The sequence below is a fragment of the Pedobacter sandarakinus genome (assembly GCF_026240095.1).
Taxonomy (GTDB): Bacteria; Bacteroidota; Bacteroidia; order Sphingobacteriales; family Sphingobacteriaceae; genus Pedobacter; species Pedobacter sandarakinus.
Genome location: NZ_JAPIVG010000002.1, coordinates 662,078 through 674,718, shown reverse-complemented (window position 1 = coordinate 674,718; position 12,641 = coordinate 662,078). Strand labels below are relative to the sequence as shown.

The window sequence follows — 12,641 nt, the reverse complement described above, 5'->3', positions numbered from 1 at the left end:
TCAAAGTTCAGAGTTGAAAGTTCAAAGTTGAAAGTGAAAAGTTCAAGGTTCAAAGTGGGAAGTGCAAAGTAGATGGTTCAAATTATAAAACGTAACATTGGCGCTTAAGCATACATACTGAAACTATAAATACCTGGGGGTACTTGTTTAAACTTTCGCTATTCCGAAAATAACTTTACTGGCCCTGCCATCTAGGCCCGATGGGACGGAAATACTTTTTGTGGCATGCCCAATCCGCCGGCAACACCGCCCACAAAAAGATTGGAGGTACAGCGGGACCGAACCTAACATAAATGGCATTGAACTTGCCCTACTAATAACTGCAAGTAAAACGCGTAGCTTTAGGCGTAATAGGAGGTGTTGAGATTTCTATTTGCTTGTTCGGCTAGTTCGATAGGTTGATAGTTAGATAAGATTAACGCTTGCCCTTTTTTAACGCACACATCGTGTTCGAAATGAACAGAAGGTGATCCATCTGCGGTTCTAATGGCCCAGCCGTCTTCGTCTAGATAGACATCTTTTTTACCCATGTTAATCATAGGTTCTATGGCTAGGACTAAGTTTTCGCGAAGCAATGGACCTGCGCCTTTTTTTCCGTAATTTGGGACCTGAGGGTCTTCATGCATGTCTTTTCCAAGTCCATGGCCAACTAAATCTCTAACAACACCGTATCCATTCTTTTCGTTGTGGTGTTGTATGGCCCAACCAATATCGCCCATTCGTTTTCCAACAACGGCGTTTTCAATACCAAGGTAAAGTGATTCTTTTGTTATTTTTACCAGATCTAATACCTCTTTCGTAGTTTCGCCAATGATGAAGGTATAGGCATGGTCGCCATGAAAGCCATTCTTAATAGTTCCAATATCTACAGAAAGAATGTCGCCATCTTTTAATTCGTATTTCCCAGGTAGGCCATGTACTACCACATCATTTAATGAGGTGATGATATTCGATGGAAAACCATTGTAATTATAAAACGAAGGTATAGCATCATGATCTCTAATGTAAGTATTTGCAAGTTGATCTAGTGCGAGCGTAGTGATGCCTGGTTTAAGGATTTTGGCAATTTCTGCCAATGTATTACTTACCAGTTCTGCACTAATTTTCATAAGTGCTACTTCATCGTCTGTTTTATAAAATATCATGTGCAAATATAGCAAAAGCTACCTTAAGGGCTAAATTTGCCACAAAGTGTTTATTCAGAATTGTACGTTATTGCAACGCATACAAAATCTTTTATAAAATTAATGCGGTATGGTTTTATTTTAGGGATTTTAACAGTATTTTTATTTTATAAACTTAAAAGGAAATCATTACAATGAAAACAGGTACAGTAAAATTTTTTAATGCAGAAAAGGGATTCGGTTTTATTAAAGAAGAGGGCGGTTCGGAAATTTTTGTTCACGTTAGTGGATTGATCGATAAAATTAACGAAAATGATGTGGTAGAGTACGAGGTACAAGAAGGAAAAAAGGGGTTAAATGCGGTTAAGGTTAAATTAGCTTAATATAAATAATTGCTTTTAGATTTTTAACAGGCCTTAAAAGCCTGTTTTTTTTTTGATTAAGATTTAAATAAATCAATTAGTGGCAATAAAGAATACAAACTATCAGTTCGGCTCGTTATGCTCTGTTGATCTTTGCCGGTTGATAAAATACCAAAGCGTAATACCCCAGATTAATATTACGGTTGATATTCCTAATTCAGGGTCGGCTATTGAATTTGAAATGTAGATTAAGCCTGCTGTTATAAGACAAGCTATAAAGAAAATGGCTTTGTTTTTCATAACATCCTGATTTTAATGTGAATATAATTAAAAAAAGGATGAGAAACAATGGGTTTTTTCGAAAATATACGATTAATTTCTCAAAAGCTACTGGGATTTGAATAAATGCGATTTAAAAGATAACGTAAGTCTCTTTTAAAAAGTTAATTTACGTAGCAGATGGCTAACAGAAGCAGTAATCCGACAAAAACAGCGATTGCCATGAACTTATTTGATTCATCTATTTGCCTATGTCCTCTACCTTGATTCATTGTTTTTATTGAACAACAAAGTGCGTTGAGGTATTGTTTTGTTGTAGCTTAAATTTGTTGGGGTAGCTTCAGGTAGCTCTCAATAAGTTGATTTAGCTGTCTATCTGCAGTACCAACATCTTGCCTAACCAACTTATACTGCGACGAATTATACTTTTCTATGTATGTGGCTTCCCTTAAGTTGAACTTTAAATAACCTTGTTCGAAATACCTTTCTTCTACTTCGGAGGATGAGTCCATTGATCTAAACCATAGTTTAATAAGGGAACAAGATTTTTTCTCGAGATATAACCAATGGTAGATTTCTGATACATCTGCATGATCTGGTTTATCTGTCCGCATAATTTCCATTATAACGATTTCACTGGCTTCGAAGAGGTAAAGTATTTTATATAGAGGTGACATTGATGCAAAAATAACTTTCGAATTTGATATAAAGCGGATTTTCTCAAAATATAATGCCCCTAGAAATGCCGAAGTTCTCTTTTCTACTGGCAGATTGAAGGTGGTTAACAAGAATAATGTCATGTAAAAAACTTTTGTATCAACCAGAGAAATGATGGTTGACAACACCTCAAGGTAACTGTTTGGTATTCAATTCCCAGCTGGTAAAAAACGTCTATTGCACATAATAGCTAAACTTTCTTAGGATTTTTTTGTTTGAATATTGTTTCTTGCTAGAGAATAAATTTGATAAAACCACAGATTAAAATTATACGCTAATGCAAAATTTAGATAGCCTCTTTTGTCAATTGGGTGACATGTCTGTTGATGGATATTTTATTTATGATTTGGAAACGCATGCCCTCGTTTATTATAATGCGGGGTTTTCAAACATTCTTTCCAGAGACTTAGATGAGTTTAAACATTCCCCTTTGGAGTTGTTAGATATGATCCATCCGGATGATAGGGATTTGGTTGCGGATTGCTATGAGGAAATATTAACAGAATCAGGTTCCAGAAAATATGAGTTTAGATTGCTGCTTAAAGATGAAGTTGAGAAGTATGTTAAGCTAAGTGTCGGTAGGGTGAAGATTTCTGATAAGGCGGTCATTTGTGGGGTAATTGAAGATATTACCATTGATAAACATAATAAAATACATATTGAACAGATCAACTCCAGAAAAAATATTGCATTGGAAGTGCTATCACACGATTTAAAAGAACCATTTGGAATGATGAAAATGGCTGCTTCATCGATGGCAACAAATGTAGAGCAGCGAAGTGAAGCATATCTTGAGGAAGGATTAAACTTTATTATAGAGATGTGCGAGCGGAATTTAAAGATGGTTAGAAGTTTGATCAACCGTGAGTTTTTGAAATCTGCCGAGATTGAAATTAAAAAAGAACGGACGGATTTAATTTGGGAATTGAAAGATTTGATCCGTTTTTATAGGAGATCGCACTTAAAGGAGGAAAGAAATTTCTATTTGAATTGCAAATCAGATCGGATTTATTTAAGATTAGATACAATGAAATTTCTTCAGGTTTTGAACAATCTAATATCGAATGCGATAAAATTTACTCGAGAACAAGGTACCATAACCCTGGCCGCAGAAGAAAAGGAACAAAGTGTACTGATATCAGTATCTGATGATGGGATAGGAATCCCAAATGATTTGAAGAGTCATCTTTTTGAACGGTCGGCTATTGGCCTTAGGCTTGGTTTGAGGGGTGAAGAATCCCACGGATTAGGTATGGGAATAATTAAATCGATTGTAGATTTGCATGGGGGGAAAATTTGGTTTACCAGCGTGATTAATGAAGGTACAACCTTCTACATTGAACTCCCGAAATAAATAGCCCACATTATCTTATGCTTAACGAAAATAAATTAATACGCTAAAACTTAAAATGATTAAAATTATACTGGTAGAAGACCTCCAGATTGTTCGCAGGTCGTTATATGTATTGTTAAAACAACATCCAGACCTGGACGTTATTGCCGCTGTTGCGGGTGCAAAGGAACTTTTAACGCTTTTGGAAAATGGGGTAAGTGCCGATATTGTTATCTCTGATGTTTCTATGCCCGAGATGGATGGCATTGAGATGATTGCAGCGATTAAAAAAATTAAAGAGAGCATGCATGTTGTAATGCTATCTATTTTAGAAGATGAGAAATTTGCTGCCAAAGCTTTTGTTGCCGGGGCTAGAGGTTATCTCTCTAAAGATGTTGATGAAGCTGAATTGCTATTTGCGTTAAGACAGGTTATGGCAGGAAAACGATATCTATCAGCTGAACTAAGCATTGGGGTGCTGGAAAGATTCAATCACCAGCTTACCAATATGCCTGAAAAAGGTATGCCAAGGCTTGCGCTTTCTGATCGGGAGCAATTGGTTCTTGGACTTATTGCGAGTGGAATGACCAACCAGGAAATTGCTGAACAAGTTTTCTTAAGCAGGAGAACTGTAGAGGGTATCAGGCAAGCTTTGATTGATAGAACAGGTGCAAAAAATTCGGCGGCACTGATTCGCTTTGCGGTATTGAATGGTTATGTAAGCTAAGAATTTGGGGATTTTTAGCACACCACGGAAATTACATTGATTCATATTATATCTAAACACATTTTTTTCTTGCTAACATTTAAAGGAAAAATGAGGTTTAATGCAAACTTTCACCTTATTAAGTGGTTTGTTTGGTATGGAACTTACAGATCATCTTAAAGAAGATTATCCATCTGAGATTAAGGAAGTAAGGGGAAATGCTGATGCGCTTGCTATTACATTGGTAAAGGAAACCAATTTGAAAGATTTTATTGTAAAGCTAAAACTCCGATATAGAAATTTGATCCATCCTCGGGTTGTTTTTGTACGTAGCGAAGGCGAGCGTTCTGTGGAGAAAATTGTACTTGTTTAATCGTTTAAATTATATAATTAGCAAAATTGAATCATATGCAAATGGATCGTTTTAAAAACAAAACTGCTCTTATTACAGGAAGTAGTCAAGGTATAGGAGCCGCTTGTGCATTAAGACTTGCGAAAGAAGGTGCGAACATTATTTTAAACGGGAGAGACTTTGATGAGCGTGGTGAAAAGCTAATTAAGGAGATAGAAAATATGGGGCGCAAGGCGAAATTCATAGCTCAAGACATTAGCAAGACTGAAAATGTAGTAGCCTTAGTGAACGATGCAATTGCGGCTTTTGGCTCATTGGATATACTGATCAATAATGCGGGGCTCGAAACGAAAGCAAACTTTTGGGAAGTTACGGAGAAGGATTATGACCTTGTAATGGATACTAACTTAAAAGGTGTTTTTTTTGGAATTCAAGCATTCGTAAAGTATTGTATGAAGGACAAAGTTTCAGGAACGATTATTAATATGAGTTCCGTACACGAAGAAATTGTATTCCCTCATTTTGCTGCTTACTGCGCTAGCAAAGGCGGCTTGCGAATGCTGTGTAGGAATTTAGCTACGGAACTTGCACCGTTCAATATTAGAATTAATAACGTTGCTCCTGGTGCAGTTACTACTCCAATCAATCAGGATTTACTTAACAATAAAAAGCAGCTTGAACAGGTTTTGGAAAATATTCCGATGAAAAGGATGGGTACTGTGGAAGATGTAGCTGCTGTAGTAGCGTTCCTAGCATCTGAAGAAGCAGCTTACGTTACAGGCTCTACTTACTTTGTCGACGGCGGATTGACATATCACTACGAAGAGCAGTAATTAACCTTAGTTACTTTAAATAACTAGATAAGAAACCCACCGCCCAGTAAATCATTGCCTTCGTAAAAAACCGCCGACTGGCCTGGTGCAATGGCAGAAACATTGTGATCGAAGACTACTCGCATCTGGTCTTTTTCCTGTACAATAGTGCTTAACATTCCTGCATCCTTGTATCTTATTTTAGTGATTACATCGCTGAGCGGATCGTCAATACTGGCGTATTTGATGAGATTAATATTTCTAACCATAGCCTCGCTACGCTCTAATTCATCGGCTTTGCCTAATACAACAGTGTTGCTTTCTGGCAATATTCTGGTAACAAACATGGGTTCTCCGAAGGCAATACCTAAACCTTTACGCTGGCCAATAGTATAGAATGGATAGCCTTTATGTTGCCCTACTACCATTCCATTACTTAAAATGAAATTACCTCCCGCCACACGATCTTCCAGATCTTCCACTTTGTGTTTAAGAAAAGCACGGTAATCATTATCAGGAACGAAGCAAATCTCATAACTTTCCGATTTTTTTGCAAGCTCTTCCTGGCCCATATCTAGGGCCATTTGTCTTATATCTGCCTTTGCAAAGCTCCCTAACGGAAATTTCGTTCTAGAAAGATTTTCCTGAGATACTCCCCAAAGCACGTAGCTTTGGTCTTTGTTCTCGTCTTTGCCTTTAGAAATTACATATCTCCCGCTTTCTTGCTGGCGAATGTTCGCGTAATGCCCAGTTGCAATGAACTCACAATCTAGTTTGTTAGCCCGTTTTAGCAAAGCTTCCCATTTAATGTGCGTATTGCATAATACGCAAGGGTTTGGGGTTCTTCCAGCCAAGTATTCATCAACGAAGTTATCAATTACATAATCTCCGAATTCATTTCTAATATCTAAAATATAATGAGGAAAGCCATAGTTAACGGCGAGTGTCCGGGCATCATTAATGCTATCAAGCGAGCAGCATCCTGTTTCTTTACTACTCCCGCCGGCAGAAGCGTAATCCCACGTTTTCATTGTTAAACCAATGACTTCATAACCTTGTTCGTGCAACATTACTGCCGCCACCGAACTGTCAACTCCGCCACTCATGGCTACCAAAATTCTTCCGTGTTTACTCATCTTACTACTATTGCCTGCAAAAATAAGCTTTATTTATTGCACTTTATTTCTGTCAAGTCAGTTACTTGTAAAAACCGCTTTTCTCTTCGGATAACAGTTAAGGCTACTCAATTGACATACTTAGCTGGATTTATCTAGTATTCGAAGATCTTAACTACCATGCACAATATGGGCATATCCATGTTTTTGTAATAATTGCGAGGGTAAAAGATCTGACTTATTTTATCGAACGATTGTCAACTTTGACTCTCCATTGGATGCGAAGATGGTATGATAGATTCTTTTGTTTAATCTTTCCACATCAAAAGCTTTAGCCTAACGGGAAAAGCATCCTGAAAAGTTGAAAAAATGTATCCTTTGTTTTGGATGATTGTATAGGTGCCTGACGTGTAACCTCGCCATTCACTAAGGAAATAAAAGGATAAGACCTGGTGATTTTATCCTTTTATTTGGGGACCGTTTTACACTTTTTTTGGAGGTAAATCGAATGCAATCGCATCGTGTTCGAAGTGACCTCTGTGAGCTCCATCGCAAAAAGGCTTGTTCTTAGAAAGACCACACCTACAGATGGATACAATTTCTCTTCCTTGCAAACCATAAGCATTACCATTCTTATCGACAATCTCAAAATCACCTTCAATTTTTACCGACCCGTTGTTATTAATCGTTAATCTAGTTTTCGACATATTACTTTAGTTAGTTTGCTGCAAAAGTAATGGATTAGCCGTAGTTTTAAATTTATTTCTCAAAGTTTTAGTCACTTTCATCAAACAGCCGATATTTCGACAAATTGGATGCGATGGAATTGGCCTGATGACAAACTGAATAAATTCCTCATTTTTAAATCTTCGATGTCGAAAGCATGGGTAAATATTTGAGTATCCGTTTCCTGAATGATGGTTTTGATTAAAGACAGAAAATCCCTAGAAATAAGTAATGGCGAAAGAAGTAAAGGGGATTGATTTTTTATTTAAACTTTACAAAACCTGGCCACTTTTGATAAGGATCAAAACCATTTGAAATGGATCGTGTTGAAAAGATGGGTAAAAAGAATTACCCATTTAATTTACAAATTATGAACGCAAGAAATATTGAATATTTAAATCTTGAAGAACTATCGAGTGGTGATTACCGTGTTAATGATGGTGAAGCAGACATTACGGGCTGGATAGTTAAGGACGAAAGTTCAGCAGAAATAGGTAAAGTAAGGGATTTGTTGTTTGATCCAACACAAAACGCTATTCGTTATGTCATTGTTGATTTGAGGCCGGAGTTGGTTGGTGGGGAAGGAAAAGCTGTTTTATTCCCAATCGGATATGTAAATTTAGGTGATGATAAATCTGTAGTCTTACCTGTGATGCACGAGGGTCAGTACCAATCTATGCCTAATTATATCATTAATGAGGTTACCCGCGATACGGAGATGCAAATCAGAGCTGCCATTGGAAGTCCTGCGGCACTAAGAATTGAGGAAGAAATTGCTGAAGGAGCAACCGAAGATTTTTACCAACACCATCATTTTGATAGGGGAAACATCATCAGTAGGCACCAGTTTGCTGAACAAAGCAACCCATCTATTTTACCAGAGGAACGAGTAGAGGAATCGAATACGATACACGAATTGGTTGAGCGTTCATCAGGATTAAGTTCTGCAGAAGTAAATGCTGACTACCATTCTGAAAACGCAGATTATTTCGTAGTTGATACCACTTCTGGGAAATATGGTATTGAACCGCAAGATAATGGTACTTACCGCATTATTGATGGTGAAAGTAAAATTGGGGTAATTTATGCAGAAGCTGGCGAGAATGGTGTAAAGTGGCATACCATGGATGATTTGGAAGATAACTTTGTAAATACCATAGGTGAAGGCATTACAGCTTATCACAATCGTACCAGTTTATAACATAGACAGTAACACTTTTCGAGGATTGGTTCGGTACTGCTTCTATATAGCGTTACTGAACCATTTTCAAATCAAATTAACGCATTGCGCTTTGTTACGCTAGAAAATTTAAATTAGATAAGGAAGTCATCAACGTAAAAGTTATTAAAAGACTGTAGTTTTCACTTTAGGTAGTCAATATTTTACCATTGGCCCGAATTAGTAAACGATCATTCGACATTGACAGTTGGAAATCTACCTAGATAAAATTACACCTCAGTACTATTAGCGCTTCTGAGGTAATCTACCTTCTTATAAAGCGATATCCACAACCTTCGATACAAGGTGGATTCAGTGTAAGCATATTTGCCGTAGCTTTATATCTATAAACCAAAATAGTTTGATTTGCTTTTAAAGTGACCTCCATTCTTACACTATCTAAAATTCTGAAGGCGTTTAAATCTGGTAAAGCATCACCAGAGATGATGCCAGTTTTTGACAAGTTAAGAGATTTGTTTTCCTTCACCTTTTCATATTTTCCACTACCATCTCCCGGATCAAACAGCGTTTCAGTTAACTTCCAAGTACCATACACCTCACCAGGTCTATCACTAAGTGGGTTTTTGCCACACGAAAGCAGGACGATAATTGTTATACCAAGAACCATGTAAATTTTAAATTTTCTCATAACCAATCGATTTTATTTTAAAACGAAACCTTTAGGCCAATCGCTACAGCTCGATAGATATTTCAGTTAATTGCGGGGAAGTGTTTTCGAAATATCTATTGAGATAAAAGGGTTGCCAATTCAAGTTTACTGTTTTTCTGAAGTTCCAAAGTGCTTCCTAATAATACATATACCTTCAATAGTTCTCCTAATTGTAAAGTTGGTGATTATGAAAACCCTTTCTCGGAGGTATGTACCCTCGCATGAATGATAATATCATAAAAAACTTTCATTTCTGAAAGGTTTTTAGATCCTGGTAATCCCGCTGGGATTGGCTCAGACCCGCAACCCCGAACACAACCTTGAGCCTTTTACAAATCGAACCCGGGTTCGAATCCTTGTAACGAAAAAGCCTCCAACTTTCGTTAGAGGCTTTCGTGATCCCGCTGGGATTCGAACCCAGGACCACTACATTAAAAGTGTAATGCTCTACCAGCTGAGCTACGGAATCAACTTTTATTAAACAGTGTCTGTTTCTTTAAAGTGATGCAAATATAGCGTTCAAATGCTTTGGATGCAAATAAAAGTATTTCAAAACTGCTACTCTATTGATTTATAAGCTAATTAAATATTTATGTTCGGTTTTTTGTAGAAAATTTTTAATTTTAAAACTCAATAATTTGTATGTCATACCTGAAAAATGCCGTTGCTGTTGCTGTTGTTTGTGTTGTGTGGTCCTGCAGTGGGCCGAAAAAAGAAGATGACCTGAAGCGAAAACAGGATTCATTAGCATCTTGCGAGAAAAACTTACCCAGCAGATTTGGCGCCGTAAAAGATACATCGATTTTTAGTAGCCACAAGGTAAGCCATGATGGAATGGTATTTATAGACGCTGGTTCATTTAAGATGGGCGCTTCAGACCAAGAAGGAAGAGACGACGAATATCCTCAACACGAAGTTAAGTTGTCACCATTTTGGATCGATGCTACCGAAGTAACCAATGCAAGTTTTCAGAAATTTATTGATGAAACCGGATATGTTACTACAGCCGAAAAGAAGCCTGATTGGGAAGAAATGAAAAAGCAACTTCCACCAGGAACACCCCGCCCACCAGACAGTGTTTTTGTTGCCGCTTCCTTAGTTTTTTATCAGCCGCCCTCAATTACATCTCTAAATGATGCTTCGCAATGGTGGAGATGGGTAAAAGGTGCAGATTGGAGACATCCGCACGGACCGGGTAGCAGCATCAAAGGAAAAGAAAATTTTCCGGTAGTTCACGTATCCTGGGATGATGCTATGGCTTACTGCAAATGGGCGGGAAAACGTCTGCCGACAGAGGCAGAGTGGGAGTTTGCAGCAAGGGGAGGATTGAAAGATAATAAGTACCCTTGGGGCAACGAAGATATAGAAGCTGGCAAGGCAAAGGCAAATACCTGGCAAGGCAACTTTCCCATAAAAAATACCAATTGGGATGGAATCAAAGGGCTTGCCGCCGTTAAAACCTTTAAGGCCAATGGCTATGGCTTGTTTGATATGGCTGGTAATGTTTGGGAATGGTGCAGTGACTGGTACAGGCCAGATTACTACCAATCTTTGACCGAGGCTGTCACCAATCCTAACGGTCCAACAACCAGTTATGATCCAATGGAGCCTACCATACCTAAAAAAGTCGTTCGGGGAGGATCATTTATGTGCAACGCTTCCTACTGCAAGGGCTACAGGGTAACGTCACGGATGAAAACCTCTGTTGATACCGGACTGGAACACACAGGTTTTAGGTGTGTGAGCTCCAACTAGTATGCTTGTAAATCCGTAAGCATGCGTTGGTTAGTGGTGCATACGATCATACAATAGCAGTAAGCAGTTGCTTAGCGTTGCCAACAAGTAGATTTAACTATTTTATGTGTTTTTCGGGATTAAAACTGAGGCGTTTCCTTAGCATTTTTTTCTATTTTTGCCCACATGGGATGTAAGTGCATCATCCATTTACATTTTAATTGTTTATGAACAAAGCTATTTTTCTCGATCGTGATGGTGTTTTAAATCACGAGATTTACGACTATATCTGCAAAGTCGAAGATTTTCAGATCCTCAATTATCAGATACCAGTGCTAAAGAAGTTCTATGATGAAGGTTACTTGTTAATTGTAATTACTAACCAAGGTGGAATTGCGTTAAAGCGATACACTGAACAGGAATTAGCCATCATGCACCAAATGCTTAGGAATGCTTTTCTGGCTAAGGGTGCAGATATCGCAGGATTTTATTATTGTCCTCATCATCCCTCGGTGGGTGATGCATGTAAATGCAGAAAGCCGGCATCAGGAATGATCTTGGATGCCATCGACATGTACGACATTGATCCATCACAATCTGTCATGATTGGGGATAAGCCAAGGGATGTTGAGGCTGCAAATGGAGCAGGGGTGAAAGGAGTACTGATCGCTCCAGACGAGCAAATTGTTTACGAAAATATTAAAGAAGTTTTAAGTCGTCAGTCCCTAACTTAAATCTTCTCGAACACAAAAAATCCTGAATAGTTATTAATAATCATCAATTACTATTCAGGATTTATTTTTTCAGGATAGCAGGTATTATTTGCCAGCAGCCTTAGCATGATCTGCTAAGAACGTAGCTAAACCACTATCTGTTAATGGGTGTTTTAATAAGCCAACAATTGCTGCTAATGGAGCCGTAATTACATCTGCACCTAATTTAGCACAATTAACAATATGCAAAGGACCACGAATGGATGCAGCCAGGATTTGCGTTTCGTATCCGTAATTGTCGAAAATAGTCCTAATGTCTTCAATCAATATCAACCCGTCATTTGATATATCGTCTAAACGACCTAAGAAAGGAGAAACGTAAGTTGCACCTGCCTTGGCAGCTAATAAAGCCTGTCCCGCTGAAAATATTAAGGTGCAGTTAGTTTTTATTCCTTTAGATGAAAAATATTTAATTGCTTTTAAGCCATCTTTTATCATTGGAACTTTAACAACTATTTTCGGATTTAAGGCAGCTAATGCTTCACCTTCCTTAACGATTTCGTCGAAGGTAGTAGCAATCACTTCCGCACTCACATTAGCTTCAACAATGTCGCAGATTGCTTTGTAGTGGTTGATGACGTTCTCTTCTCCTGTAATACCTTCTTTGGCCATTAAGCTCGGGTTGGTGGTAACACCATCCAAAATTCCCAAATCATATGCTTCTTTGATCTGATCGAGGTTAGCTGTGTCTATAAAAAATTTCATGTTTATAAATTCTT

Annotated in this window: 14 protein-coding genes and 1 tRNA gene; 8 read left to right on the top strand and 7 right to left on the bottom strand. The window is 37.9% G+C overall.

Annotation, left to right across the window (positions count from 1 at the left end):
* Positions 1-341 precede the first annotated feature (341 nt).
* Positions 342-1,145 (bottom strand): type I methionyl aminopeptidase, encoded by an 804-nt coding sequence (gene map, locus OQ268_RS08550; protein ID WP_265855703.1) that lies wholly within the window; start codon positions 1,143-1,145, stop codon positions 342-344.
* A gap of 173 nt (positions 1,146-1,318) precedes the next feature.
* Here map and OQ268_RS08545 point away from each other — a divergent pair, with 173 nt between their 5' ends.
* Positions 1,319-1,507, top strand: a complete 189-nt coding sequence (locus OQ268_RS08545; protein WP_265855702.1) for a cold-shock protein — start codon at positions 1,319-1,321, stop codon at positions 1,505-1,507.
* A 578-nt stretch (positions 1,508-2,085) separates the two neighbouring features.
* Here OQ268_RS08545 and OQ268_RS08540 read toward each other — a convergent pair.
* A complete protein-coding gene (locus OQ268_RS08540) occupies positions 2,086-2,565 on the bottom strand; it encodes a hypothetical protein (protein WP_265855701.1) in 480 nt (159 codons plus the stop codon).
* 194 nt (positions 2,566-2,759) lie between these two features.
* Between OQ268_RS08540 and OQ268_RS08535 the strand changes: the two genes are divergently transcribed.
* From OQ268_RS08535 to OQ268_RS08520, 4 genes are all read left to right on the top strand, one after another.
* Positions 2,760-3,836, top strand: coding sequence for a PAS domain-containing sensor histidine kinase (locus OQ268_RS08535; RefSeq protein WP_265855700.1), 1,077 nt, complete (start codon positions 2,760-2,762; stop codon positions 3,834-3,836).
* A gap of 55 nt (positions 3,837-3,891) precedes the next feature.
* Entirely contained in the window at positions 3,892-4,542 is a 651-nt protein-coding gene (locus OQ268_RS08530) for a response regulator transcription factor (RefSeq protein WP_265855699.1), read from the top strand.
* Between the two features lie 100 nt (positions 4,543-4,642).
* A complete protein-coding gene (locus OQ268_RS08525) occupies positions 4,643-4,894 on the top strand; it encodes a hypothetical protein (RefSeq protein ID WP_265855698.1) in 252 nt (83 codons plus the stop codon).
* A 41-nt stretch (positions 4,895-4,935) separates the two neighbouring features.
* Entirely contained in the window at positions 4,936-5,706 is a 771-nt protein-coding gene (locus tag OQ268_RS08520) for an SDR family NAD(P)-dependent oxidoreductase (RefSeq protein ID WP_265855697.1), read from the top strand.
* A gap of 23 nt (positions 5,707-5,729) precedes the next feature.
* Here the strand turns inward: OQ268_RS08520 and mnmA are convergent, their stop codons facing one another.
* Positions 5,730-6,821, bottom strand: a complete 1,092-nt coding sequence (gene mnmA / locus OQ268_RS08515; protein ID WP_265855696.1) for a tRNA 2-thiouridine(34) synthase MnmA — start codon at positions 6,819-6,821, stop codon at positions 5,730-5,732.
* 461 nt (positions 6,822-7,282) lie between these two features.
* On the bottom strand, positions 7,283-7,507 hold the full coding sequence (locus OQ268_RS08510) for a CDGSH iron-sulfur domain-containing protein (protein WP_265855695.1): 225 nt from the start codon (positions 7,505-7,507) through the stop codon (positions 7,283-7,285).
* Between the two features lie 389 nt (positions 7,508-7,896).
* Here OQ268_RS08510 and OQ268_RS08505 point away from each other — a divergent pair, with 389 nt between their 5' ends.
* On the top strand, positions 7,897-8,727 hold the full coding sequence (locus OQ268_RS08505; protein ID WP_265855694.1) for a PRC-barrel domain-containing protein: 831 nt from the start codon (positions 7,897-7,899) through the stop codon (positions 8,725-8,727).
* Positions 8,728-9,010: 283 nt separating this feature from the next.
* On the opposite strand, the gene OQ268_RS08500 is transcribed toward OQ268_RS08505, so the two are convergent.
* On the bottom strand, positions 9,011-9,394 hold the full coding sequence (locus tag OQ268_RS08500; RefSeq protein WP_265855693.1) for a hypothetical protein: 384 nt from the start codon (positions 9,392-9,394) through the stop codon (positions 9,011-9,013).
* Positions 9,395-9,811: 417 nt separating this feature from the next.
* Positions 9,812-9,884: transfer RNA gene (locus OQ268_RS08495), tRNA-Lys, on the bottom strand.
* Between the two features lie 173 nt (positions 9,885-10,057).
* Here OQ268_RS08495 and OQ268_RS08490 point away from each other — a divergent pair.
* Both OQ268_RS08490 and OQ268_RS08485 read left to right on the top strand, forming a co-directional pair.
* On the top strand, positions 10,058-11,170 hold the full coding sequence (locus OQ268_RS08490) for a formylglycine-generating enzyme family protein (RefSeq protein WP_265855692.1): 1,113 nt from the start codon (positions 10,058-10,060) through the stop codon (positions 11,168-11,170).
* A 206-nt stretch (positions 11,171-11,376) separates the two neighbouring features.
* Positions 11,377-11,883, top strand: coding sequence for a D-glycero-alpha-D-manno-heptose-1,7-bisphosphate 7-phosphatase (locus tag OQ268_RS08485; RefSeq protein ID WP_265855691.1), 507 nt, complete (start codon positions 11,377-11,379; stop codon positions 11,881-11,883).
* A gap of 84 nt (positions 11,884-11,967) precedes the next feature.
* Here OQ268_RS08485 and fsa read toward each other — a convergent pair whose 3' ends face one another.
* A complete protein-coding gene (gene fsa, locus OQ268_RS08480) occupies positions 11,968-12,627 on the bottom strand; it encodes a fructose-6-phosphate aldolase (RefSeq protein WP_265855690.1) in 660 nt (219 codons plus the stop codon).
* Between the last annotated feature and the right edge of the window lie 14 nt (positions 12,628-12,641).

What these genes read in the sequence shown, in the direction of transcription:
- map (WP_265855703.1), bottom strand. Translation starts at nt 1,145, where the DNA reads ATGATATTTTATAAAACAGACGATGAAGTAGCACTTATGAAAATTAGT.
- OQ268_RS08545 (WP_265855702.1), top strand. Translation starts at nt 1,319, where the DNA reads ATGAAAACAGGTACAGTAAAATTTTTTAATGCAGAAAAGGGATTCGGT.
- OQ268_RS08540 (WP_265855701.1), bottom strand. Translation starts at nt 2,565, where the DNA reads ATGACATTATTCTTGTTAACCACCTTCAATCTGCCAGTAGAAAAGAGA.
- OQ268_RS08535 (WP_265855700.1), top strand. Translation starts at nt 2,760, where the DNA reads ATGCAAAATTTAGATAGCCTCTTTTGTCAATTGGGTGACATGTCTGTT.
- OQ268_RS08530 (WP_265855699.1), top strand. Translation starts at nt 3,892, where the DNA reads ATGATTAAAATTATACTGGTAGAAGACCTCCAGATTGTTCGCAGGTCG.
- OQ268_RS08525 (WP_265855698.1), top strand. Translation starts at nt 4,643, where the DNA reads ATGCAAACTTTCACCTTATTAAGTGGTTTGTTTGGTATGGAACTTACA.
- OQ268_RS08520 (WP_265855697.1), top strand. Translation starts at nt 4,936, where the DNA reads ATGGATCGTTTTAAAAACAAAACTGCTCTTATTACAGGAAGTAGTCAA.
- mnmA (WP_265855696.1), bottom strand. Translation starts at nt 6,821, where the DNA reads ATGAGTAAACACGGAAGAATTTTGGTAGCCATGAGTGGCGGAGTTGAC.
- OQ268_RS08510 (WP_265855695.1), bottom strand. Translation starts at nt 7,507, where the DNA reads ATGTCGAAAACTAGATTAACGATTAATAACAACGGGTCGGTAAAAATT.
- OQ268_RS08505 (WP_265855694.1), top strand. Translation starts at nt 7,897, where the DNA reads ATGAACGCAAGAAATATTGAATATTTAAATCTTGAAGAACTATCGAGT.
- OQ268_RS08500 (WP_265855693.1), bottom strand. Translation starts at nt 9,394, where the DNA reads ATGAGAAAATTTAAAATTTACATGGTTCTTGGTATAACAATTATCGTC.
- OQ268_RS08490 (WP_265855692.1), top strand. Translation starts at nt 10,058, where the DNA reads ATGTCATACCTGAAAAATGCCGTTGCTGTTGCTGTTGTTTGTGTTGTG.
- OQ268_RS08485 (WP_265855691.1), top strand. Translation starts at nt 11,377, where the DNA reads ATGAACAAAGCTATTTTTCTCGATCGTGATGGTGTTTTAAATCACGAG.
- fsa (WP_265855690.1), bottom strand. Translation starts at nt 12,627, where the DNA reads ATGAAATTTTTTATAGACACAGCTAACCTCGATCAGATCAAAGAAGCA.